The sequence below is a fragment of the Acidobacteriota bacterium genome (assembly GCA_016196035.1).
In the GTDB taxonomy this organism is placed as follows: domain Bacteria; phylum Acidobacteriota; class Blastocatellia; order RBC074; family RBC074; genus JACPYM01.
In genome coordinates this window covers 46,844-69,110 of sequence record JACPYM010000060.1, presented here as the reverse complement: position 1 = coordinate 69,110, position 22,267 = coordinate 46,844, and the positions used below count along the sequence as shown (strand labels likewise).

Sequence of the window (22,267 nt, the reverse complement as noted above, 5' to 3'; positions counted from 1 at the left end):
GGCGAACTAAAAGGTACGCGGAAGCAGTTCGGCAACTTTGATTTTGACTTTTGGAAAAGCCACGAGATTGAAGCTTTGTTTGAGCGTGTAGCTGCGTTTGCTGCGATACCCTTCGGGCGTGGGGTCGCGGTAATCCTCCAACTCGCCGCCGCGCAAATTCAGGCTGCAATACTGGCGAATGCCGGCTTGCGCATAGAGCGGCAACTTGCGCTGGCGATCTACCTGCACACTGGTTTCGGCGACTTCGACGATCAGCAAAATCTCCGGCGGCGTGGGATGATGATCTTCGTATTCAGTCGCGCTCGGCACGGCCATGACTAAGTCAGGTTCCGGTTCAGAGACGGCGCCGATTTGAATCGGGTCCTGGGTAGAGATAAACACCGCGCCGCCCAGCAATTTGCTCAACACTTTGTGCACACGGCGCACGCCCGCGACGTGCCGCAAACTTTTGGCGGCCATTTGCAGTACCTCCCCTTCGATCAATTCCACTCGTTCATTTTCGGCAAACACGTCCGCTTCGATCATCCGGTGATATTCTTCGACGGTGAAACGGCGCTTGGGCGCGTCTTCTGCAACCGCTTTGACTCTCACGCGAAGAGGCATTTCCATTACGGCAGTCATGATTTCTCTCCTTCAAAACGACGCAGCACAGCAAGACTGTGTTGGAAGATCGAATACCGCAATCATCATTCGCCACTTTCGTCTTGCTGAATCAGCCTGTCCATTTGACCCCCAAAAGGCGCGGGCAGCAAACGGGCCGCCTGAGTTCTTACCGGCGTTCCGCTTGCTGCCCGCAGTTTGCGATTTTGCTACCAGCGCACCGGTGTGAACGTCGGTCCCACCGAATGGCTGCCTTCCGGCAACTCGCCGTCTTTGCGTTGGCCGACGAGGTGATCGAAATGCGCGCCGTACCAGATCACCACGTCCTGCCCGTCCAACGACTCGCCAGTGATGAATTGATCCAGATTGGCTTGCGTATTGCTCGGCCCGGTCGTGTTCACACCGTCATCGTATTCATTCGTCAAATTGGTCGCTCCGCTCTTGAAGCGTAAGAAGACCAAATCATACTTGGCGTAGGTATCGCCCGCCGCCGTCGCATCGGCGTCCCCGGCAAACAGGTTGAAGGCGTCGCCGGTGTTGACGTTTTCGATCATCCAGTGACGGTTGCGTTCGTAATCGCGGAACGCTTTGCCTTCGACCAGCACCGGCGTGCCGAAAAAGGCCGTGTCGTATTGCGTGATGCGGTTCTTGCCCGCTTCGGCGACGTCAATGTCAAAACGCCAATACACGTGGTGATGATGAAGGTTGCACACGCACGAATTGTCTACGCCATCAAAGCCGAATTCGGGCCGCACGGTGCCGTCCAGGCCGAAATGCCAGCGCGTGATGTAGCGGTACCAACCGGCTTCCAACTCGCTGACCAAAACGACTTCGTTGCCATCCTGATACAGCGCCACACCGCGAAAGTTGCCCGTATCAGTGCCGTTATCGAGCATCGTTTGCGGCGGCGTAGTGCACAGCCGGAAGCCCGTCGCCACATCTGTGCCGGTGGCGGCAAACATGCCTTCCTGCCATTGCCAATCGCGGTACGGGCCGCAGGCGTTGCCGTCATAGAGCACGTTCAGAATCGGCGCGTGCGCGCGTTTGAACAGCGTCTTGCCGCGATAAAGCACATTGCGCAATTCGACGCCCGAAGCGCGCGTGCCCGACGAGACCGAAGGCCGCACCGCCGTCATGCGCCAGATTTCGGTAGCGCCCGCGCTCACCACGACATCAAATTGTCCGGCGGTGTTGCGCGGCGTCGTGGCCTGCCCCGCGCCGGGCGGGCCGCAGGCGGTCGGCGTCGCCAACGAGGTCGGTGGCGCATAACTGGCATGCGTTTGCACCGTGCCGCGAATCATATTGACGCTGACGATCTGTCCCGGCAGGTTGGCGTCGCTGGAATGAAAGCCGACATTCAACGTGCGCTCAGCCTTGACGCCCAGGTCTTCAGCCAACAGCGGCGGCATCGGGCGGTAAAAGCGCAAGGCCCCGCGCCGGGCGGCGGCGGAAAAGAGCGCGCTGCGTTTGACGATCTCACTGGCGGCAAAAAATTCCTCTTCGCTGGGCAAAGGCTGCCAGTCAGGCGTGCTGAAAGTAATGCCGCGCGTCGTGCCAAAGGTGCCCTCGGCAACAATATGCTGGTTGTTGGTGTAATCATAAAAGGTCACACTGAAACGCGGCCCCGCCAACGAACGCGGCAACGGGTCGAGCACCTCAAACGAAAGTTGCCGCACGCGATTCCCCGCCAGGTATTTTTGCCCTAGCGGGTCGGCGTTGATCGCGTTCACCGCCTCATCCATCATCTCCTGCGTCGGGCCGACCGGCGTGACTGAGATGGTGAATTGACCTTGTTTCAACAACCGCGTCGTGCTGTTGGCAGTGCCTTTGCGCAACAGGCTCGCAAAAGCCCCCAACCCCACCAACAGCGTCAAGACCAGACTCCATAAGAAAACTTTGCGTTGCATAAAATATCCCTTCGATGCTTAGGCTTTGAAGCTTGTGTTGACGCACCTCAACTCCGGCGCGCCAAGGGCTTCTTCCCCGCTGTTACTCGGACTGAACTTGGATTTCGGTGACCACAATGAATGACTGCCCAACGGCTGGCAGCCTTGCGCCGCCGCTGCAAGACGTTTAGGAAATAACACACAGGCAAGCGCAGGGTCAATGCAGGCAATCTGAGCTGGTAGGCGTCAATTTTTGCATGCGAGTAACTAAACCGCGATGCACTGAATGTGCATCGCTTTCGCATTCGCCTCCACGTCCAGGCTGAAAGATTTCGCGACGGAAAGCCGCGGATTTCGGTAGTGGATAAATCGAGTTAGAGGCGAATCAGGTGGGAGGTGTCAGTAGCCCGCGCGTCAGCTACTGACACCTCCCACCTGACTTCCCCGCTACTTGAAATCCCGGGCTGGGAGAAGGCTCGAAGAATGAAACGCGGCGAAAGACAAAGCTGGCGCGCTGCCTCCCGCAATAGCGCAGAGCGCCAGTGCGGTAATCCGCGCCGACGCTCGTCAACTTCGGGCGTTTTCCGCGCTGGCGGGCGCGGCCTCAATAATTCGGCAGCGTATGGGTGTACCCCTTGCCATATTTGTAAGCGCCTCTCAGCAAGTTCTCGGCATCACCGGGGCTAGTGTTGACCAGCAGCACGGCGTCGCAATTGTCGGGTAGCCTGGTGAGGTAGTTATGCAAACCCGCGCTGTTTGAAACATCCCCGTCTTTCCCCAGACTCTTTTCGCCGCCGCTTTGGGCGGCCCACGGAGCGCCCCACGAGAGACCCGCTGTGCCTGGGTTGCCGGAAGAATCCGCCAGGTCGGTGCTGAGCAACAAGTCGCTGAGCCAGGCATTGTTCGCCGCTGAGAAAATCCGCCGGTAGCGAATGGCGAATAGGAATTCGACCATCTCGCGCGAGGACGCCGACCAGCCACCCGCGCCGCAACCTTCGTCCCACAATGGCGAGGGCGGGTCCTTCTGAAACCAGGCTTTCCCATTGAAGCCGTAACACGGCCCATTGCCATTGCACGGCCCAAAATAATGGGCGTAGGGGTTGTATTTACACGTCAACCCGCTCAGCCGGATGCTGTCGGCCCACAACGACTTGGTCTCTTTGACAATGTCCTGGCTGCTCTGGACCGTGCCCGCGCCTTTGTCCGCATTGATGACGAACTCGATGATTTTGCGCAAGGCGGAGAAGTTGGCGTTGTTGTAACTCCACTTGCAACCATTCAGCGGATCGCAGGGCAGGCTGTCCGGCGTCGCCGAAAAGAAGTTCCTGCAATCCACCTGCGGCGGCGTGATGTCATCGAACTCGCCCGTTTTGGTCGTACAGCCGCTGTTGGCTTTCGTCATGCCCGACGTATGTTTGAGCAATTCGATCACCTTCGTCCGCTTGACCCAGCACTGCGGCAGATTTTCGAGGCCGCCGTAGCGGCAGATGGTGGGATAGTCGCCATCTGCCAGGTAATCAGCGATGGGCGCGTAAAGATCGAGCTTGCCCTGATCGGCCAGCCGCAGGATCGTCATGGCCGTCATCATCTTGCTGACGCTGCCCAGGCTATGCGAGCTGCGGATGCCCATCGGCAGCGGCACATTCGGCACCAGCGGGCCGTTGGAAAGGCGCGTGAAGCCCCCGGCGCGGCTGTAAATCACGCGCCCCGCTTGCGCCACCATAAATTGATACCCGACGGCTTTGCCTAACAATTCATTATGAATCGCCAGCCCCATCTTTTCGACTTCGGCGGCGGTAAAGGGCGCGGCGTTATCGCTGGTCAGGGTGAACAGACGCACTTGCGGCGGATAAACGCTGTACGGTTCGATGTCCGTCCAGCGCGCGCCCAGATTGTCTTGGGCCGTGACGATGAACAACGGCACGCCGGTCTGGGGATTGAAATCGGTGACCAGGTAATTCCCGTTTTCGTGGTTGTAGCGGAAGATGGAGTACTTGACGTGGCCGGCTGCGGTGTAGGTGCGCAGGAAGCGCACGGTTGACCATTCACCGTTGCTGAAACCTTCGTAGGTGTTGTCGCCGGCCATCCCGTTGCCGGTCAGTTTCTGAATGACAAACCGGTTTTTCTTGTCGGTCGCGATCACTTCCTCGCTCGCGCTTTTCTGCGGATCGCCTGCGGCTTTGTAAAACAGGCGGTACGTGGTCGCGCCGTAAGTCAGATGATCCACACTCGTCCAGCCGCGCGAATAGGTTTGCTCAGCGACATTCTGACCGTTCAAGTCGTAGACCACCGCCGCGCCCGTCCAGGTGTCCAGGGCGAAGTAGCTGACACTGTTTTGATAGACGTAAGCGCTGAAAACATTTTTGTCTTTCAGCTTTAGCTCGGTGAATTCCTTGGCGGGGTCGAGGTTTAATGAGCCGTTGGGGTGCAGCAGAAAACGCCGCACTGTGCCGGTGTAGGCATCGTGCGTAACCAGAAAGCTGAAGCCGCTCAACGTCACCACGTCAGCCGCCGTGCACAGCAATTCGCTGTGCCCAAAGGTGAGCCACGGCGTGCCGGTGAGTTGCGCGTTGGCGTCCAGTTTCTGAATCGTCGCCTTGCCTTTGTTCCCGTCCAACAGCAACAGGAAGGCCTGGCTGCCGTAAGCGTATTGGCGCACAAAATTGTAACCGGTGAAAGAACCCTGGTGATTCGTCACGCTCGTTGAAAGTAGCGCACCGGTAGTTGGATCAAGCGTCTGCAATTGCAAAATAGTTTGCTCGTTGCCAGGCGCGGCGCTGCCAGGCGCGGCCAGGCCTGCCGCGCTGCCGGTCAACGCGGGGAAGAAGGTGGCGGCGCTGAACACCAGCGTGCAAAACGCGCAGGCGGTGATAATCCAAAACCTCTGGTTGCGACGATTGGTGAATTGCATTTTTGCGTCTCCTTTTTCGATGAAGCAGTGCGCCTGAACCCGGTCACGCCCGTTTCCGCGCGGCACTGCAAGTGTTGGTTTCTCTCTCCGAGGCTGACAAGGTAACGGCAGTGCGCCTCGTGGGCAGCGAGGTTGCTTACAAGTCGGCTGCAAGATTGCTTACAGCGCTTGACGCACGCGCCGTGACGCCGCGCCGCCAAGCCAAACGCGAAACTTCCCGCGCAAATGAAACACGGCGCAAGAGCAAAGCCTTGCGCCGTGTTTCATTCACGCTGGATGCGTATTCGTCATTACCTGGCATTACCTAGCGCAACGGTCATTGCGTAATGCGGCGCAACTCGGCGTTGAGCCGTTGCGCCTGTTCGGCCAACTGGCGTTGGGCCGCTTGCTCGCGTTCCAACTGGCCGCTCAATTCGGCCAGCATTTGCAACACCGGTTGTTGACGGGCGCGCAGCTTGGGCCAGCGGTTTTGGTGCAAATCGGTTTTGACGGCTTCCTCTTCGCTGACCCGCCCATTGCCGGCGGGCGGGTGCTGCGCCAGTTGTTGTTCGAGCGCGCTCAGTTCTTGCTGGATGGCGCGCTCTTCCTCTTCCAGCCGTTGTTGCTCGGTTTGGGCCTGGCGCAATTCGCGGTTGAGTTGCGCAATCTTCCAATCCTGAAATTCGAGTTTCTGTTGCAGCAGTTCCAGCCGCAGTTTTTTTACTTCGAGCGCCAGCGCTTGAGTCTCGCCGCCGGCTTGCGGATTCGTTTGCGCGGCGGCGCTCAGCGTCAGCAGCGCCAATAACAGCGTGATCGTGCTGGTCATCAGGAACGGTTTCATGTCGGTCTCTCCTTGCTTGTCCACGCGGGATCATTATTGGCAGTTCGGCGGCGGCACGGCGTTCAGGTAATTCAGATCAATCTCTTGCCAGAAAAAGTCGAGCACATTCGGGGCCATTTTGTTTTGAAGGTGTTCGACCGCGCCCGAGGTGAGCCGCGAGGCCCAGATGTGGCCGTCCTGACAGGCGCTGACCGGGCTGCCGATCAGCACGGCGATGACTTTGCGCACGTTGTTGTGAATCACGTACACCGGCGAACCGCTCTGGCCGCCTTCGCCGTCGGTGTCCAATTCCAGCAAGCCGCTTGCGCCGTTGTCGAGCCAACGGTTGGGGCTGGGGCCGAACTCGCTCGTGCCTGTGCTCCACACTGTGCCGGTGGGTTTGGTGACGCTCGGATAACCGATCGAGTATTTGCCCAGGGGTGACACGGTATTCCACGACAGGTAATCAAACGCCATCGGCGTCGCGCCGGGAATCGGCGCGGCCAGCTTGATCATGGCGTAATCAAACGAGCGGTCGGTTTGCGAATTGGTCCCCGCATACGCCGTCGGGATGTAAGCGGCCATGCCATAAACCGTCCCGTATGGGCGCCCGCAATTGGAGTTGGCGGATTGCGCCAATGAAAAGCCGATGGGGTTGCCGGCCTGATTCGCCACGCAATGCGCCGCCGTCAACACCCAGCGGTCGGCGATCAGCGTGCCGGTGCAACCGTTCGACAGCCGCCCGATGTGCCGCCAGGGCGAGGTGGCCGCACCGTTCACGTTGGCCGCTTTCTGCACGCGGTCGTCACAGCCGATGATCATCTGGCTGTTGGTGCACACGTTGGCACAGGCCGCCGCGCTGCCGGTGGCTTGGATGGTCAAATTGCTCAGGCCGCGCGGGCCATACGCCGCGTCGGTCAGCGCCAGCATCAAGCTGAGCATCAAGCTCAGTCGCCGGCCGTGATGGTTGTTTAGCGCCGCTTTCAAATTCAGTTGTTTCATTTCCGCTCTCCTTTTCATTCGTCTTTGTTTCGGGTGAAGACTGCCGCCGTGGCAATCTCGTTGTGCGTTGACGGAACGATAAGCGGGTGGCAGGAATTCGGCTGCGAGAGTGCTTACAGCGCGGCTGCAAGATCGCTTACAGCGGCAAGCGGCGGCGCAAAAAACGAAAAGGCCGGCGGACGAACTCTGCTGCTCGTCAGCCGGCCGCTCGCCGCCTACCTTTGCCAAGCTTCAACAGCGTTGCGCCAGCGCGCGCGGATTGTGCAGCGTGAAATGATATTGCTGGTTGGTCGAGAGGTAGCCGCGCTCTTTGTATGACACCAAAATCTTATTCGTGTGTTCGCGCGTCGCGCCCACCAGCGCGGCGATGTCGCTCTGGGTCAGGCGAATCGGGATGTAGATCGCATTGTCCGGGCGCGGCTGGCCGTACTTTTCGGCAAAGGCGACCAGTTGGTGCGCGACGCGGCCTTCGGTATCGAGCGCGGCCAGCGTTTGAATCTGTTCGTTAGCCTGGCGCAAGCGCGCCGCCAGGATTGCCGCCAGGTTGTGGGCCAACGGCGGCATGGTTCTCAACCAGCGCTTGAACGTCGCGGCATCAGCCCAGAGCAACTGGGACGCTTCCAGTGTCAGCACGCTGGCAGAGCGTAACGCGCAATCCAACACGCTGAGTTCGCCGACGATTTCACCGGGGCCGAGGATCGCGATCAGCACGTCCCGGCCATCCGGCTGTTCGACGTGGACTTTGACCGTGCCGCTGGCGATGAAGTAGACAACCTCGCCCGGCTGTTCGGCGCTCATCAGCGGTGTGCTGGCGGGGAATATCTTGCTATGCAACCGCTCACTGACCTGGCGCAAATCCGCCGCCGCCAGATCGCGCCAGAGCGCAAATTGGCTCAAGCAATTCGGCAGATTGGCGTCAGCCCGCTCCGGTTTCAAATGTATTCCTGCCATCTCACAATGTCCTTCCCGACAAAACCCAACCAAAGCCCGCAAAACTTAATTGCGATAAACGGTGACCGGCACTTGCGCTTCCCGGAAGCCGGATTTTTTGCGGCTGTTGAATAACGCGACAAACGGGCGTAAAAACTCCCAACGCCTGAGAATTTTTTTGCGTCCTCCCCCGTTACGCTGCCACCTGCAAGATGGAACTGATCGCACCCAATCAGATCACCGACCAATTACGCGCCTGGCGCACGGGCGATGCGGCTGCGTTGGAGCGGCTGATTCCGGCGGTCTATCAGGAATTGCGTCAAATGGCGGCGCGCTATTTGCGGACGGAAGACCCCGGTCATACGCTGCAACCGACGGCGCTGGTGCACGAGGCGTACTTGCGACTGATTGATCAAACGCAGGTCGAATGGCAAAACCGCGCGCACTTTTTCGGCGTCGCGGCCCAGATGATGCGGCGCATTTTGGTAGACCACGCCAAAGCCAACCAGCGCGCCAAACGTGGCGGCGGCGCGGTCAAACTTTCATTGGATGAAGCGCTGAATTACGGTCAAGCACGCGCCGCCGAAGTGGTCGCACTCGATGATGCCTTGCAAAGTCTGGCGGCGTTGGATGAGCGCAAAAGCCGCGTCGTCGAATTGCGCTACTTTGGCGGACTGAGTGTCGAGGAGACGGCGCAGGTGCTGGACATTTCGCCGCAAACCGTTATCCGCGATTGGAACATGGCCAAGGCGTGGCTTTATCAATTGCTCAACCGCGAATGATAGAGGGATGAGGGGTGAAGCCAATTCAAATGCCTCTTTTTTTTCACCCCTCATCCCACACAAATGACCACCGACCACTGGCAACAACTTGAAACCCTTTTCCAAGCCGCGCTCGAACGTCCGGCCAGTGCGCGCGCCGCCTTTGTCAGCCAGGCCTGCGCCGCTGACCCGCAGTTACAACAAGAAGTCGAAAAGCTGCTCGCCTCCTTTCAGGCAGCCAATAGCTTTCTGGAAACACCCGCCGCTGACAGCTTCGGCCTGACGGCCACGACGCCACGCGCACCGGGTCAGCGCGTGGCACATTACGAAATCTTGTCAGTCCTGGGTACCGGCGGGATGGGCGAGGTCTACTTGGCGCATGACCCCCGGCTGGAACGCCAGATTGCGCTGAAGCTGTTGCCCGCGCAATTCGGCCAGGACGCTGCGTGGGTACAACGCTTCACGCGTGAAGCGCGCGCGATCTCGGCGCTCAACCATCCCAACATCCTCACGATTTATGAAATCGGCGAAGACGCCGGGACGCATTTCATCGCCGCCGAACACATCGCGGGCCAGACGCTGCGGCAAAAACTGGCGGCTGGCCGCCTGCCCTGGCGCGAAAGTGTGAAGATCGCCGGACAGATTGCCGACGCCCTCGGCGCCGCGCACACCGCCGGCATCATCCACCGCGACATCAAGCCAGAGAATGTGATGGTTCGCCCGGACGGTTTGGTCAAAGTGCTCGATTTCGGCCTGGCAAAACCTGCGGGATCGGAGCTTGGAGCTTGGAGATTGGGGATTGGAGATGACAGAGTGAAGTTGGCGGATGACGGGCTACAGATGAAAGCTCACCCCCAATTTCCGATCCCCAATCTCCAACCTCCAAGCTCCAATCCCCAATCTCCAATCCCAAATCCCCAATCCCCAATCCCCAATCTCCAATCCCCAATCTCCAATCCCCAATCTCCAATCCCCAATCTCCAATCCCTCACAGACCCCGCAGTGTTGCTGGGCACGCTCGCTTATCTGTCCCCCGAACAGGCGCGCCGCGCAGAACTGGATGCGCGCACGGACATCTTCAGCCTGGGCGTCGTGCTATATGAGTTGCTCACCGGCACACGTCCATTCACGGGCAGCAACGAGGCCGCGCGCAGCCAAGCCATCCTGCACGGCGAAGCGGATTTGACCTGCCTGCCCGACCCGGCCCTGGCACGCATCGTGGCGCGCGCGTTGGCCAAAGAGCCTGATCGGCGTTACCAGAGCGCGGCAGAGTTGCGCGGCGCGCTTGAACAGTTTGAACAATCATTGCAAGGCAGGCCCGCCTCACGCTGGCGCAAACAGGCAGCCTGGGCGGCGGCGTTGGCATTGCTGGGTCTGCTTGGTTTCGGGCTTTGGCAAACGCGCCGTGCAACTCAAGCTGCGCGGCTGGCCTTCAACTCCGCCGACGCGCGTAAGCTGACGGATATGCCCGGCCAAGAGCTTTACCCCAGCCTCGCGCCCGATGGCCAAAGCGTCGTTTTTGCCAGCCGTCACAATGGGAATTGGGATATTTACCGCCAAGCCGCCAACGCGCGCACGGCAACCAATCTGACCGAGGGCACGGCGAGCGTTGAACTCCAACCAGCTTACTCGCCTGACGGCACGCAGATCGCGTTTCGCTCCAATCGCAATGGCGGCGGCATTTTCGTGATGAATAGCGATGGCGGCAACGTCACGCAACTGAGCAACACTGGCTTCAACCCCGCCTGGTCGCCCGACGGACGCGAGGTGGCGCTGGCCGATGACAACATCTGGGATTACGAAGGTCGCAACACCTATCCCAGCGCCAGCCGCCTGTGGGCCGTCAACCTGACAACCCACGCAAGCCGCGTGATTAGCGCGCACGACGCCGTGCAACCCAATTGGTCGCCACACGGCCAGCGCCTCGCCTTTTGGGGCGAACAGAAAGGCGGCCACCGCGACATCTGGACGGTCGCCGCCAGCGGGGGCGAACCAACACCGGTGACCGATGACGCCTTCATTGACTGGAACCCGGTCTGGTCGCCCGATGGCGCGTACCTGTACTTTCTGAGCAATCGCGGCGGTGAGATGAATCTCTGGCGCGTGGCGCTTGACGAAAGCACGGGCCGTTTGTGGGGCGCGCTCGAACCGGCAACGTTGCCGTCGAACAATTGCCAATATGTCAGCTTTGCCCGCAACGGCAGCACGCTGGTTTACGGTCAATCCACGCGCAGCGAAAACCTCTGGCAAATCGGTTTCGACCCGGTCAAAGGCCGGGTGAACGGCGCGGCCACACCGTTGACGCAAGGCTTGAAACGCTACGCGCTCTTCTCGCTGGTGCCCGATGAAAAGAGTTTTGTGTATTTGACTCGCGGCGAACCGCAGCAAGACCTTTTCACGGCCAGTCTCTCAGGCGCGCCCTTACAACGGCTCACCGATGACGCCGCCCAGGACATCATGCCGCGCTGGTCGCCGGACGGTCGCTGGATCGCTTTTATTTCGGATCGTAGTGGCAAATATGAAATCTGGAAAGTCAGGCCCGATGGCTCCGGTCTGGCGCAAATGACTGATGAGCCGGGCAAGGAAGTGATCGCACCGGTCTGGTCGCCCGATAGCCGCAAGCTGCTTTATCAAATCCGCAACGTCAATTCTTACGTCATTGACGCCGACCGGCCAGGCGCTGCGCAAACGCCGCAAGTGTTGCCGGGCCAGCCTGTGCCAGGATTTTTACCTTGGGAGTGGTCGCCGAATGGTCAGTCTCTGGCGGGCTGGCAGCCGCCCCTGCCAGAACAGCAACGGCGCGGCATTGTCGTTTATTCCGTCGCCCAGCAGCGTTATGAACGGCTCACTGATTTAGGCAGCTACCCCGTTTGGCTAAATGACAGTCGGCGGTTGCTTTTTAAGGAAGGGAATGCGCTTTACCTATTCGACCGCACGGGCCAAAAACCGCAACAAATTCATGCCCTCAAACAGCCTAATCAAATTGGCACTCAAGCCATCTCACGCAATAACCGGCAAATCTATTTCACCGAGGTTAGCAGCGACGCCGACATTTGGCTGTTGAAATTGAAGTGAGGCGGCCGATTCCCGGCAAGACGGAGCAAATGAGCCTCTCTCTTGGCGGCGCATTCGGTTTGCAATTCCGCTACAGCACCTCAGCAATCGCTTCGCAGATGCCGCCAATGTTGTGGTCGTTCAGCGCCGCCACACAAATGCGCCCGCTGCCGACAATATAAAGGCTGTTCCTTTCGCGCAGCGTCTTGACCTGTTCGGGATTCAAGCCCGAATACGAAAACATGCCGCGTTGCTGTTGAATGAAGCCGAAATCCTGCTCAATACCCTTCTCGCGCAGCATCGCCACAAACTTGTCGCGCATTTGCTGGATGCGTTCGCGCATCTCGGTCAACTCGGCTTCCCATTGTCCACGCAAGACGGGATCGCTCAACACCAGTGCCACGATCTGCGCGCCGTGCGAAGGCGGGCTGGAATAATTCGTGCGGATCACGCGTTTGACCTGACTCAGCACGTGCTTCGCTTCCGCGCCCGATTCGGTCAGGAGGGTCAACGCGCCGACACGTTCGCGGTATAGTCCAAACGATTTCGAGAACGAACTGGCAATCAAACACTGGATGCCCGCCTCGGCAAAGGCCCGCACGGCAAACGCGTCGGCTGCCAGGCTCTCACCAAAACCCTGATAGGCGAAATCCAGAAACGGCACCAGCGCGCGCTGTTTGACGACATCAAGCACTAGCGCCCACTGCTCATTGTTCAAATCCACGCCCGTCGGATTGTGGCAACAGGCGTGCAACACGACGATGCTTTGCGCGGGCAGCGTCTTCAACGTTTCGAGCATGCTGTTGAAATTCAGCCCGTGCGTTTCGGCGTCGTAATAGGGATAGCTGTTCACCTTGAACCCGGCGGTCTCAAACAGCATCTGGTGGTTTTCCCAACTCGGGCTGCTAATCCAGATTTGCGCGTCGGGCAAAAAGCGCCGCAAGAAATCCGCGCCGATTTTCAGACTGCCCGTGCCGCCCAAGCCCTGCACCGTCACCGCGCGCCCTTCGGCGATGACTTGCGAGTCCGGGCCAAAGAGCAGCTTCTGTACTTCCTTGTTGTAAGCCACCAGCCCGTCAATCGGCAGGTAGCTCTTGGTCGCCTCTTGCTCGTAATAACGCGCCTCGGCTTCGCGCACGACGCGCAGCACGGGCACCTTGCCAGTGGCATCCTGATAAACGCCGACGCCCAGGTTGACCTTGGCGGGGTTGGCGTCCTGGTTAAACGCTTCGGTCAGCCCGATGATCGGATCGGGTGGCGCTTGTTCGATGTACGCAAACGGTGATTGCATCACAGAGTGTGTCCTTCTCAAATTGTTGATTAAAGGTTGGAAATGAGGGTGGATTATGCCTGCTACGGCGAAACGATTCAAAGCAGCGCGCAGCGGCACGACATCAATTTCGTTTATTTGCCCATTGCTGGCGGCACTTCTATACTTCGTGCCTGTCACGAAGCTGCAACAATAAACACTGAAAAGACCAACGCTATGAATTTCTCTTTTACTACTTCGGGCGAATCGCACGGCCCTGCTTTGGTTGCGACTGTCGAAGGCTTGCCCGCCGGCTTGCCCCTCCGGCTGGATTACATCAACCACGAATTGTGGCGGCGGCAACAAGGTTACGGACGCGGTGGCCGCATGAAAATCGAAACCGACACCGTGCAAATCCTGGCGGGCGTGCGCCATGGTGAAGCGTTGGGCGGCCCTATCGCATTGCTCGTCGAGAATCGCGATTTCAAAAACTGGACGGACGTAATGGCGGTGGAGAAGCCGGAAGGCCTACTCGCCCAAGGAACACCCGGAAGAGACCGCAAAGTCATTCGCCCGCGTCCCGGCCACGCCGATTTGGTCGGCGGGATGAAATACGACCGGCGCGATTTGCGCGACATTCTCGAACGCGCCAGCGCGCGCGAAACGACCATGCGCGTGGCTGTCGGCGCACTCGCCAAACAGTTGCTGCACGAATTCGGCGTTGAACTCGCCAGCCACGTGATCCGCTTGGGCGAAATTGAAAGCGCACAACCCGACGCCAGCTTCGCCGAGATTCAAGCGCTGTATGATGACACGGTGTTGCGTTGCGTAGACAAAGAGGCCGAAGCGCGCATGGTCGCGCGCATTGATCTGGCCGGGGTCGAAGAGGGCGACACGCTGGGCGGACTGTTTGAAGTCGTAGCGCAAGGCTGTGTGCCGGGCCTCGGTTCGCATACGAGTTGGACGGCCAAGCTGGACGGGCAACTGGCCCAGGCCGTGATGTCCATCCACGCTGTCAAAGCCGTCGAGTTGGGCGAAGGCGTCGCCAATGCCTTCAAACCCGGCTCGCAAGTGCATGACGAGATTACTTATGATAGCGCGACGCGCACCTTTAGCCGCAGCTCCAACCGTGCGGGCGGCTTGGAAGGCGGCATGACCAATGGGCAGGAGTTGCGTGTGCGCGGTTACCTGAAACCAATCGCCACGCTACGCAAACGGCTCAAGAGCATCCACATTGACACCAAGGAGGTGCTGGAAGCCGACTTCGAGCGTTCGGACGTGACGGCGGTGCCAGCGGCGGGCGTGATTGGCGAAGCGATGGTGGCGATTGTGCTGGCGCAAGCGCTGCGCGAAAAGTTCGGCGGTGATTCGTTGCGCGAGATGAGACGGAATTTCGAGAGCTATCAGCAGCAATTGCTCGAATACTAGGGCCTGGTTGCAAACGCCGTTTTCTTTTGCTTCAATTGATCTTCCCGAAGATCGTGAGAATTGAGGTGAGTAAGGCTATATGATGTTGAAAGTTGTGAAATATGGCGATCCCGTGCTGCAACAGGAAGGCAAGCTGATTACCGAATTCGATGGCAAGCTGGCCGCATTGGTCGAGAACATGTTCGAGACAATGTACGAGGAAAAAGGCTGTGGGCTGGCCGCGCCTCAAGTGGGTGAATCCATCAAACTGTTTGTGATGGATTGCAGCGGCAGCAACCGTGATCCCCAGCGCCGCTACGCGCTGATCAATCCGCGCATCGTCGAAACTAAAGAGACACAGGTCGGCGACGAAGGCTGTTTGAGCTTCCCCGATATTTACTTCGAGGTCGAACTCCCGCGCATCGTGACCGTCACAGCGCAAGACATTCACGGCCAGGAATTCACGATGCAAGTCGAGGATCTGGAGGCTCGCTGTGTCTTACACGAAACAGACCATCTTTATGGCAAGCTCTTCCTGGACTACATCAGCGCACTGAAGCGTGACTTGGTCAAACGCAAAATCAAGAAACGCATCAAACTCGGCGATTGGGATTAGCTCTGAGCAAATAAGCCTGTCAAATTAGGGCACGCGTGAATCACAAACAACTCGCACGTGCCTTTTTCTTTGCCCGTAACCCGCCTCTTTCCCCACACACGAAAAAAACTGCAAAAAACTTGCGTTTCACTGTTGACACAAAAACAAGACAGGCGTATAAGTCTGTTCTGTCAGTGAAACAGTGAGACGCCGCAAGCGAGCGCGGTGAAAGACAATCGGCGCTGCCGCGGTATTTAGGTTGACAGCGTTTACCAAGTGAGGTGCGAAATGTCATTCAACAAAATCACCATCGTTGGTTATTTGGGGCGCGACCCTGAATTGAAACACACGCCGCAAGGCAATGCCGTGTGCAAGTTTTCGGTCGCCACGACGGAACGGCGCAAAAATGCGCAAGGTGAACCGGAAGAAACGACGACCTGGTTTCGTGTGACCGTCTGGGGCCGGCAGGCCGAGTTAGCGAATGAGTATCTGAGCAAAGGTCGTCAGGTGTATGTCGAAGGCCGGTTGCGACTGGAGGAATACGTTGACCGCGAAGGTCACACGCGTATTAGTCCCGAAGTCACGGCGCTTGATTTGCAATTCCTGGGTCAACGCAATGATGTCGTCGAGACGAACAATGTAACGGTCAGCGCCAGCACGACGACGACGCAAGGCATTCCCAACGAAAGTCCAGCGGAGAAGAAACAAGCGATTGCCAAGGCGCTGGGCGCTACGGCAACAAAGCTAAGCACAACGCCGAGCCGTGGCAAGAAGGCCGCGCCAGCGGCGAAAGAATTGGTCAGCATTGAGGAAGATGACATTCCCTTCTAGCTTCCTAAGTTCCTGACCATTTTGGCAGGCTTGAGCAGTTTGGCCGTGTGCCGCTGTGAGCATCCTTGGCTGCTCAAGTCTGCGACTCTGCATCCCCTTCAATTTTTTCGAATAAAGAATCAAGCAGGAGTAGTTTTGAGAAAGGAGTAAGCCATGCAAGTCGCCTGTCAGCGGTTCAGTTGCCAGAAAGCCGTCGAAGTTTGTTATTGGTCGTGCAAGTTCCGGCGCAACTGCAAAGATTGGCAAAAGGCCGTGACGGGTGAACCTGGCTTAGTCGCCATTCAGTCTCGCTTAGAAGCAGCGGCGGCTAAAACCGGGCGCGTGTTTGAGGTGCAAACACTGATAGCCCCGGCCCGCAAAGCGCAGCCTGCTGCCACCAGAGTTTCCGTTGTGTCTCGACCGGCATTGACCGTACAGAGCAATCCTGGAACGAGGTCAGATGTGGCTATGCTGTCACGCGCGCAAACTGCCGTGTCGAGCACAACGGAAGCAAATACCTTCGAACGTAAAAAGCGGCCCGCGAAAGCGCAGTCGCCCGCACCGGAAAAAATGAGCGAACCAACGAAAGAGACAATTACTGAAAAAGGGACAGCGGCCAAATCCAAAAAAGCTGCGCCCAAAACGCCGCGCCCAAAACAACCGGGCAATGGCACGATTTATCTGCTGTTGAGCAAGAACGGCAAGTACAAGGAACTGCGCGAATCGGAACTCCTTAATCAGGCCGCGATGCTGTTGAACAATCCGGCGCTGCGGCTGGTCAAAGGGCAATTGTTGGTCCCCACGATCAGTTTTCAGCTCTCGGCGGAACCCGCGGAATAAGATTTTTTTCGAGTTACACCACACCAACAACGCACCAATCCAGCGCTTATGGCCTCAAGGCACGCACCACCGCTTTGAGGCCATTTTTTTACTCTTGGTCGAAACACCGCAAATTGACTTCCCCGCCACCCGCCGCCTAGACTGCCGCGACGATTCAACAAACCATTTGCCGCCATGAAAAGACATAAAGAAGAAGCATTTTGCTTATTGGTCACGGGCAGTTACGCAAATCAGAACGAAGCCGAGCACGCCTTGCGCGACCCGTTTATCGAAGATTGGGTCGAGCGCACCGGACGCTTTCGCATTCACCAACTTGATTCAATGACCGTAGCGCCCGGCGTAGCGTTAGGCCAACTCAGCATCGAACCCATCGGGGCAGGCGAGTTTCTGATTCAAAGCAGCGACCCGGATCATCCCCTGACGGCACGCAAGGCCACGACGGTTGCCGGAGCGTTGCGCCAGCAGGCGATGTTCGACACCATTGAGATCGAACCATTGGAACCACCAGAAACATGAATTTGATTTTTATGGGCACGCCCGCCTTCGCCGTGCCCAGCTTACGCAAACTGATCGCAGCCGGGCATCGCATCCAGGCTGTCTTCACCCAACCCGACAAGCCCGTCGGGCGTAAACAGGTCATTACACCGCCGCCCGTCAAAGTCTGCGCGCTGGAACACGGCCTGACTGTTTATCAACCGCTCAAAATCAAAACCGCCGAGGCGCGCGCCGAATTCGAGCCGCTGTTTCAGCAGGTGGATGCAGGGATCATCGCCGCCTACGGCCGCATCCTGCCCGATTGGATGCTCGGCGCGCCGCGTCTGGGCTGCATCAACGTACACTCTTCCATCCTGCCGAAATATCGCGGCGCGGCCCCGATCAACTGGGCCATCGTGCAAGGTGAGACCGAGACCGGCGTGACGATCATGCAAATGGATGTAGGCATGGACACGGGTGACATCCTGCGGCAAGACACAACGGCCATTGGCGCGACCGAAACGGCGGAGCAACTGACACCGCGTCTGGCTGAGTTGGGTGCGTCATTGCTGATCGAAACGCTGGCGGGAATCGAACGCAGCAAGATCACGCCACAAAAGCAAAACGAAGCCGAAGCAACTTACGCGCCAATGCTAAAACGCGAAGACGGTTTGGTGGATTGGACGTTGAGCGCCACGCAACTTTACAACCGGCTGCGCGGGTTCACGCCCTTCCCCGGTTGTTACACTTTGCTTCATGAGCAGCGGCTTGAAATCGTCGCGGCAACCGCTGAAGCACACACAGGTGATGCCGCGCCCGGCACGATTGTTGAAATTGCAAAAGACAGCTTTGCCGTTGCCTGCGGACACGGCTCACAATTGCGCCTCACCCAAGTGCAACCAGCCGGAAAAAAAGTGATGGCGGTGCACGATTTTCTGAACGGCGCAAAATTACAAGTTGGAACCAAACTCGGATGAACACACGCCCCCGCCTCATCAAGTCACAACCACCCAGGCCCCGCCCCATCGAAATCTCGCCCGCGCGCCGCGCTGCCTTCGACATACTCTGGCGCGTGGCGACCGAAGACGCTTATGCGACCAACTTGCTGGCCTCGGAAAACTACAACTCACTGTCGCGCGAAGACCACGGCTTGCTCAACGAACTGGTGCTTGGTGTCTTGCGTTGGCAACGCACGCTTGATTTTCTGATCGAACGCTATGCCCAGCGCCCGACCAACAAACTCGACACCGCGACGCAAATCGCCTTGCGGCTCGGGCTCTATCAACTGCGCTGGCTCACGCGCATCCCAGCCCATGCGGCGCTCAACGAATCAGTCAACTTGATCAAGGCCACCGAACAACCCGCCGCCGCGCCGTTGGTCAATGCCGCCTTGCGCAATGCGACACGCGACAGCGCCACCAGTTTGGAAGAAATGCTGGCAACCGTGCCGAATGACTTGGCGCGCCTCGGCATCGAAACCTCGCATCCGTCGTGGTTGCTCAAACGTTGGCTGGCGCGGCTGGGAGAAACTGACGCCAAAGAACTCGCGACGGCGAACAACACGACGCCGCGCACCGCCTTCCGCTTTAACGCGCTGCAAGCCGATCCGGCGCAAAGCCGCGAATGGCTGGCGCAAAGCGGCATTGGCTTCGAACCATCAACAGTCGCGCCGCAAGCGTTCGTCATCACCGCTGGCAAGCTTTCTTCGCAAGCAACACCAGTGCAAACAGGCGCGCTTTACCTGCAAGACGAAGCCTCGCAACTCATTGCACATCTCGCCGCCAACCATCCGCAATCTCAAATTTCAAATCCGCAATGCCTCGATCTGTGCGCTGCGCCCGGCAGCAAGGCGACGTTGCTCGCTTCCCTCTTGCCCGCCGATGCGCGCATTGTGGCCTGTGATCTGCACGCGCACCGCTTGCGCACGATGGATGAAATGCGCGAGCGGCTGGGCATTTTCAATCTCGAATTGAAACAACTCGACGCCACGCAGGAACTGCCTGCCAGCTTTGTCGAAAGCTTTGACGCCGTGTTGCTTGATGCGCCGTGTTCCGGCCTCGGCACGTTGCAGCGCCATCCTGAAATCAAATGGCGCTTGAATGAAGCCAAACTGAAAGAACTGGCCGAACTGCAAAAGCAGTTGATTGCCAATGCCGCGCGCTGCGTGAAGCCAGGCGGCTTGCTGACCTATGCCGTCTGTTCGACCGAACCTGAAGAAGGTGAAGAAGTCGTGGCGTGGTTGCGCGCACAACAAAAAGAAGCGGGCTACGAATTCCGCGATATGACCCGCGAGCGTTTGCTTGAACTAGGGCTTGATCCAACCAACTTCTTGACCGGCGACTTTGGCGGGCGCACCTATCCGCACCACCACGGTTGCGAAGGCTTTTTCTTTTGTGTGCTTTGGAAGAGGAGATAACGCTTCGATGAATTACAGTTTGCGACGCGGCTTGAACGTCCCAACCATCAGCGTGGTGGATGAGGGCGGCCACGTCATCGAGCACGAACAGCGCCAAGTCTTTCGCTACGTCATCCAAAACGGCCACGGCGCCGATGTCATCTTCGCCAACGGCACTACCGGCGAATGGAACCGCTTGCCGAATGATGAGCGCCAGCGCCTCTTGCACCTTGCCGTAGACGAAGTGCAATCCATCAACACTGAACTGTTCACCCAGGGCCGCACGCCCGTCGAAGTCTGGTGCGGCCTCAATGGCGACACCAAGCAGGAAATCCTCGCCAACCTAGACTTGGCGCTTCAACTCAATGCCGACGCCGCCGTCATCGCGCCGCTGGCGATCAACGATCTCGACGAACACGACATCGTGCGTTTCTTTCGCCGCGAGGTGAACGACCTGATCGAAGCCGCGCCGCATCCCATCCCCGTCTTTCTTTACGACAATGCCGACATCAACGCACCCGGACGTACCGACCACATCCGCACGCACATCGTCAAAGAGCTGAGCCGCCTGCCCTGGCTTTACGGCATCAAGGTCTCGGCCTCGCGCACGGTGCTGGGCAATTACACCAAGGCCGCGCTGCATTACAAACAGCCGGGCGAATTCGGCATTTACATCGGCAATGCCGGGCTGATCTTCGATTGGTATCGTCCGCCGCGCGGTTTCATCGGACGCTTGCGCGCGGGTTGGCACGAATTTCTGTTGCACGATGCCCTGCCGATTGGCGTCGTCTCTGGCCCCGGCAACGTGCTGCCGCGCGAATGGCAAAAAGCCTGGCGCGTGTGTTGGGCAGGTGACGGAGAATTGACCGAGCTGTATCGCGATGTCTGTGAAAGCTTCGAACAAGCCTGTTTGTTTGAAGAGGGCGGACGGCGTGCGGGTAAGTTGCTGGCGTGTTTCAAAGAGTCGTTGGTGTTGAATGGCGTGATTGAAAGCGCGCGGGTTTGCGTGGGGACACCCGCGTTAACGGCGGAACAACGTGCGCAGTTTGGTGAACGTTATCAGAAGTTCCAGGCGGCGTTGCACCTGCAAATCCCCGCTTTATGGCAGAGCCAAGCCAACCAATAACTGCTAAAACCACAAAGCAGCAAAGGGCGCAATGCAGTTCAGACCCATCCTGAACTGCATTGCGCCCTTTGCTGCTTCATAACCGAAAGCTGCTTGTTCGACTAATCGCCCGCCGCGCCATCGGCCTTGCTCAAGCGATTCGGATACAGTGGGAATTTCGCCGTCAACTCTTTGACCTTCGCGCTGACGCCCGCGCGCACGCTTTCGTCGCCGGTCGCGGCCAGCACTTCGGCAATCAACGCGGCGATCTGTTTCATCTCGGCTTCACCCATGCCGCGCGTCGTAACGGCGGGCGAACCCAGGCGAATGCCGCTGGCTTTCATCGGCGGATTTTGATCGAAGGGGATCGAGTTTTTGTTCACGGTTATGTGCGCGGCGTCGAGCGCCTTTTCGGCGTCCTTGCCGAACAAGCCTTTGCTGAACACATCCACCAAAAAGACGTGATTGTCGGTGCCGCCCGAAACAACGCGGAAGCCCGCTGCCTGAATGCCGTCGCAGAGCGCCTTGGCGTTACGCAGGACTTGTTGCTGGTAGGTTTTGAATTCCGGTTGCAGCGCTTCTTTGAAGGCGACGGCTTTGGCCGCAATGATGTGGACGAGCGGGCCGCCCTGAACGCCGGGGAAGACCGTGCGATCAATGTCTTTGGCGAACTGTTCGCGGCACATAATGAGGCCGGCGCGCGGGCCGCGCAGCGTTTTGTGCGTCGTCGTCGTGACGAAATCGCAGTGCGGAAGCGGCGACGGATGCACGCCCGCCGCGACCAGTCCGGCGATATGCGCAATGTCAGCCATCAGCAACGCGCCGACGCCTTTGGCAATCGCGGCGATGCGTTCGAAATCAATCACGCGCGAATAAGCCGATGCGCCACACAGAATCAGCTTCGGCTTGTGTTCCGCCGCCAGCCGTTCCATCGCCTCGTAATCAATCGTCTCGTCTTCTTTGCTCACGCCGTAAGGTACGATCTTGTAGCTCTTGCCCGAAAAATTCAGCGGGTGCCCGTGCGTCAAATGGCCGCCGTGCGAGAGGTCGAAGCCCATCACGGTGTCGCCGTAATTCAGCACCGACAGATAGACGGCCATATTCGCCTGGCTGCCTGAATGCGGCTGGACATTGACGTGTTCGGCGCCAAAGAGCTGTTTGGCACGGTCAATCGCCAATTGCTCGACGACGTCGCTGTATTCGCAGCCGCCGTAATAGCGTTTGCCTGGATAGCCTTCGGCGTATTTGTTGGTGAAGACGGAACCGGCGGCTTCGAGCACGGCTTCGGAGGTGAAATTTTCCGAAGCGATCAGTTCCAAGCCTTCGTGCTGACGGCGCGTTTCGTTTTGAATCGCAGCGTAAACATCAGGATCAGCTTCGGCAAGCGTGCGGTAATGGTTAATCATAGTGGTCAGTGGTCAGTGATCAGTGGTCAGCGGGCGCGCGATT

At 58.5% G+C, this 22,267-nt stretch carries 18 protein-coding genes; 10 read left to right on the top strand and 8 right to left on the bottom strand.

All coding sequences use genetic code 11. The features are described from left to right. Positions 1–6: 6 nt before the first annotated feature. The 6 genes from HY011_18580 to HY011_18555 form a co-directional block, all read right to left on the bottom strand. On the bottom strand, positions 7–621 hold the full coding sequence (locus tag HY011_18580; GenBank protein ID MBI3424947.1) for a Uma2 family endonuclease: 615 nt from the start codon (positions 619–621) through the stop codon (positions 7–9). Positions 622–809: 188 nt separating this feature from the next. Further along, positions 810–2,507 (bottom strand): hypothetical protein, encoded by a 1,698-nt coding sequence (locus HY011_18575; protein ID MBI3424946.1) that lies wholly within the window; start codon positions 2,505–2,507, stop codon positions 810–812. A gap of 583 nt (positions 2,508–3,090) precedes the next feature. After that, positions 3,091–5,397, bottom strand: coding sequence for a beta-lactamase family protein (locus HY011_18570; GenBank protein ID MBI3424945.1), 2,307 nt, complete (start codon positions 5,395–5,397; stop codon positions 3,091–3,093). A 316-nt stretch (positions 5,398–5,713) separates the two neighbouring features. Beyond that, on the bottom strand, positions 5,714–6,217 hold the full coding sequence (locus tag HY011_18565; protein MBI3424944.1) for a hypothetical protein: 504 nt from the start codon (positions 6,215–6,217) through the stop codon (positions 5,714–5,716). 33 nt (positions 6,218–6,250) lie between these two features. Continuing rightward, entirely contained in the window at positions 6,251–7,198 is a 948-nt protein-coding gene (locus HY011_18560; protein MBI3424943.1) for a trypsin-like serine protease, read from the bottom strand. 231 nt (positions 7,199–7,429) lie between these two features. Further along, a complete protein-coding gene (locus HY011_18555) occupies positions 7,430–8,149 on the bottom strand; it encodes a Crp/Fnr family transcriptional regulator (GenBank protein ID MBI3424942.1) in 720 nt (239 codons plus the stop codon). Positions 8,150–8,340: 191 nt separating this feature from the next. Between HY011_18555 and HY011_18550 the strand changes: the two genes are divergently transcribed. Together HY011_18550 and HY011_18545 are read left to right on the top strand one after the other, a co-directional pair. Continuing rightward, positions 8,341–8,910 carry a sigma-70 family RNA polymerase sigma factor gene (locus HY011_18550; protein MBI3424941.1) on the top strand — a complete coding sequence of 190 codons (570 nt, stop codon included), beginning with the start codon at positions 8,341–8,343 and terminating at the stop codon, positions 8,908–8,910. A 63-nt stretch (positions 8,911–8,973) separates the two neighbouring features. Beyond that, positions 8,974–11,964, top strand: coding sequence for a PD40 domain-containing protein (locus HY011_18545; GenBank protein MBI3424940.1), 2,991 nt, complete (start codon positions 8,974–8,976; stop codon positions 11,962–11,964). A 70-nt stretch (positions 11,965–12,034) separates the two neighbouring features. Here HY011_18545 and HY011_18540 read toward each other — a convergent pair whose 3' ends face one another. Then, on the bottom strand, positions 12,035–13,234 hold the full coding sequence (locus HY011_18540; GenBank protein MBI3424939.1) for an aspartate/tyrosine/aromatic aminotransferase: 1,200 nt from the start codon (positions 13,232–13,234) through the stop codon (positions 12,035–12,037). Between the two features lie 195 nt (positions 13,235–13,429). Between HY011_18540 and aroC the strand changes: the two genes are divergently transcribed. The 8 genes from aroC to HY011_18500 all read left to right on the top strand — a co-directional run bounded on the left by aroC (position 13,430) and on the right by HY011_18500 (position 20,839). Beyond that, complete coding sequence (gene aroC, locus HY011_18535; protein ID MBI3424938.1) at positions 13,430–14,620, top strand: chorismate synthase; 1,191 nt, start codon at positions 13,430–13,432, stop codon at positions 14,618–14,620. 79 nt (positions 14,621–14,699) lie between these two features. After that, entirely contained in the window at positions 14,700–15,215 is a 516-nt protein-coding gene (def, locus tag HY011_18530; protein MBI3424937.1) for a peptide deformylase, read from the top strand. 267 nt (positions 15,216–15,482) lie between these two features. After that, positions 15,483–16,025 carry a single-stranded DNA-binding protein gene (gene ssb, locus HY011_18525; protein ID MBI3424936.1) on the top strand — a complete coding sequence of 181 codons (543 nt, stop codon included), beginning with the start codon at positions 15,483–15,485 and terminating at the stop codon, positions 16,023–16,025. Between the two features lie 252 nt (positions 16,026–16,277). Then, on the top strand, positions 16,278–16,844 hold the full coding sequence (locus tag HY011_18520) for a hypothetical protein (GenBank protein MBI3424935.1): 567 nt from the start codon (positions 16,278–16,280) through the stop codon (positions 16,842–16,844). Positions 16,845–17,018: 174 nt separating this feature from the next. Next, on the top strand, positions 17,019–17,360 hold the full coding sequence (locus HY011_18515; GenBank protein ID MBI3424934.1) for a hypothetical protein: 342 nt from the start codon (positions 17,019–17,021) through the stop codon (positions 17,358–17,360). Then, the gene (locus HY011_18510) at positions 17,357–18,295 is read left to right on the top strand and encodes a methionyl-tRNA formyltransferase (GenBank protein ID MBI3424933.1); all 939 of its coding nucleotides are present in this window, start codon (positions 17,357–17,359) and stop codon (positions 18,293–18,295) included. The genes HY011_18515 and HY011_18510 overlap by 4 nt, the downstream gene beginning before the upstream one ends. Next, positions 18,292–19,734: a 16S rRNA (cytosine(967)-C(5))-methyltransferase RsmB gene (gene rsmB / locus HY011_18505; GenBank protein MBI3424932.1), complete on the top strand. Its 1,443-nt coding sequence runs from the start codon at positions 18,292–18,294 to the stop codon at positions 19,732–19,734. The genes HY011_18510 and rsmB overlap by 4 nt, the downstream gene beginning before the upstream one ends. Positions 19,735–19,741: 7 nt before the next feature. Beyond that, entirely contained in the window at positions 19,742–20,839 is a 1,098-nt protein-coding gene (locus tag HY011_18500) for a dihydrodipicolinate synthase family protein (protein ID MBI3424931.1), read from the top strand. A 101-nt stretch (positions 20,840–20,940) separates the two neighbouring features. Here HY011_18500 and HY011_18495 read toward each other — a convergent pair whose 3' ends face one another. Further along, a complete protein-coding gene (locus HY011_18495) occupies positions 20,941–22,224 on the bottom strand; it encodes a serine hydroxymethyltransferase (GenBank protein MBI3424930.1) in 1,284 nt (427 codons plus the stop codon). Positions 22,225–22,267: the final 43 nt, after the last annotated feature.

Excerpts from the sequence above, each read along its gene's own strand:
- HY011_18580 (MBI3424947.1), bottom strand. The coding sequence starts at position 621 with ATGACTGCCGTAATGGAAATGCCTCTTCGCGTGAGAGTCAAAGCGGTT.
- HY011_18575 (MBI3424946.1), bottom strand. The coding sequence starts at position 2,507 with ATGCAACGCAAAGTTTTCTTATGGAGTCTGGTCTTGACGCTGTTGGTG.
- HY011_18570 (MBI3424945.1), bottom strand. The coding sequence starts at position 5,397 with ATGCAATTCACCAATCGTCGCAACCAGAGGTTTTGGATTATCACCGCC.
- HY011_18565 (MBI3424944.1), bottom strand. The coding sequence starts at position 6,217 with ATGAAACCGTTCCTGATGACCAGCACGATCACGCTGTTATTGGCGCTG.
- HY011_18560 (MBI3424943.1), bottom strand. The coding sequence starts at position 7,198 with ATGAAACAACTGAATTTGAAAGCGGCGCTAAACAACCATCACGGCCGG.
- HY011_18555 (MBI3424942.1), bottom strand. The coding sequence starts at position 8,149 with ATGGCAGGAATACATTTGAAACCGGAGCGGGCTGACGCCAATCTGCCG.
- HY011_18550 (MBI3424941.1), top strand. The coding sequence starts at position 8,341 with ATGGAACTGATCGCACCCAATCAGATCACCGACCAATTACGCGCCTGG.
- HY011_18545 (MBI3424940.1), top strand. The coding sequence starts at position 8,974 with ATGACCACCGACCACTGGCAACAACTTGAAACCCTTTTCCAAGCCGCG.
- HY011_18540 (MBI3424939.1), bottom strand. The coding sequence starts at position 13,234 with ATGCAATCACCGTTTGCGTACATCGAACAAGCGCCACCCGATCCGATC.
- aroC (MBI3424938.1), top strand. The coding sequence starts at position 13,430 with ATGAATTTCTCTTTTACTACTTCGGGCGAATCGCACGGCCCTGCTTTG.
- def (MBI3424937.1), top strand. The coding sequence starts at position 14,700 with ATGATGTTGAAAGTTGTGAAATATGGCGATCCCGTGCTGCAACAGGAA.
- ssb (MBI3424936.1), top strand. The coding sequence starts at position 15,483 with ATGTCATTCAACAAAATCACCATCGTTGGTTATTTGGGGCGCGACCCT.
- HY011_18515 (MBI3424934.1), top strand. The coding sequence starts at position 17,019 with ATGAAAAGACATAAAGAAGAAGCATTTTGCTTATTGGTCACGGGCAGT.
- HY011_18510 (MBI3424933.1), top strand. The coding sequence starts at position 17,357 with ATGAATTTGATTTTTATGGGCACGCCCGCCTTCGCCGTGCCCAGCTTA.
- rsmB (MBI3424932.1), top strand. The coding sequence starts at position 18,292 with ATGAACACACGCCCCCGCCTCATCAAGTCACAACCACCCAGGCCCCGC.
- HY011_18500 (MBI3424931.1), top strand. The coding sequence starts at position 19,742 with ATGAATTACAGTTTGCGACGCGGCTTGAACGTCCCAACCATCAGCGTG.
- HY011_18495 (MBI3424930.1), bottom strand. The coding sequence starts at position 22,224 with ATGATTAACCATTACCGCACGCTTGCCGAAGCTGATCCTGATGTTTAC.